The organism is Streptomyces triticirhizae, assembly GCF_003696235.1.
Classification (GTDB): Bacteria; Actinomycetota; Actinomycetes; order Streptomycetales; family Streptomycetaceae; genus Streptomyces; species Streptomyces triticirhizae.
In genome coordinates this window covers 1-683 of the sequence record NZ_RFFJ01000423.1, presented here as the reverse complement: position 1 = coordinate 683, position 683 = coordinate 1, and the positions used below count along the sequence as shown (strand labels likewise).

The window sequence follows — 683 nt, the reverse complement described above, 5'->3', positions numbered from 1 at the left end:
GGCCCGCGCGCCGCCTTGTGGCGAGGGGCGGCGCGGGTGGCCGGGGGCGGCCGGGCGGCGCGTGGCGGTCAGCCTTCGGCGGCCTCGCGCAGCGCCTGGATGTCGAGTTTCTTCATCCCGAGCATCGCCTTCATCGCGCGCTGGGACCTGGCCCGGTCCGGGTCCGCGAGCAGCTCGGTGAGCACCCGGGGCACGATCTGCCAGGACAGCCCGAACCTGTCCTTGAGCCAGCCACACTGGACCTCCTGACCGCCATCCGCGGTCAGCTTCGACCAGTAGTTGTCAACCTCCTCCTGGCTGTCGCAGTTGACATACAGTGAGATCGCCTCGTTGAAGCGGAACTCGGGCCCACCGTTCAGGGCGAGGTACCGCTGGCCCGCCAGCTCGAACTCGATGGTCATCACCGAGCCCTCCTCGCCGGGACCGACCTCGCCGTAGCGCTGCACGTCGATCACCCGGGAGTCGTCGAAGATCGACGTGTAGAGCTGGACGGCCTCCTCGGCCTGCTGGTCGAACCACAGAAACGTGATGATCTTCTGCTGCATGACGGGGTTCTCCTCGCCGAACGCGATGGGTTGGTGAGGGATGGACCCGCCGCGCACGGGGAACTCATCGCCCCGGCCGGCGGCCCGGGCGCGCACGTTCGACCCCGCACGCCCCGCCCCGGGGGCCGGGCCGGCCGG

1 protein-coding gene is annotated in these 683 nt (G+C 70.6%); it reads right to left on the bottom strand.

What is annotated here, in order from left to right; genetic code table 11:
• Positions 1–68: 68 nt before the first annotated feature.
• Positions 69–545 carry a VOC family protein gene (locus tag EBN88_RS30100; RefSeq protein ID WP_122400100.1) on the bottom strand — a complete coding sequence of 159 codons (477 nt, stop codon included), beginning with the start codon at positions 543–545 and terminating at the stop codon, positions 69–71.
• Positions 546–683 lie beyond the last annotated feature (138 nt).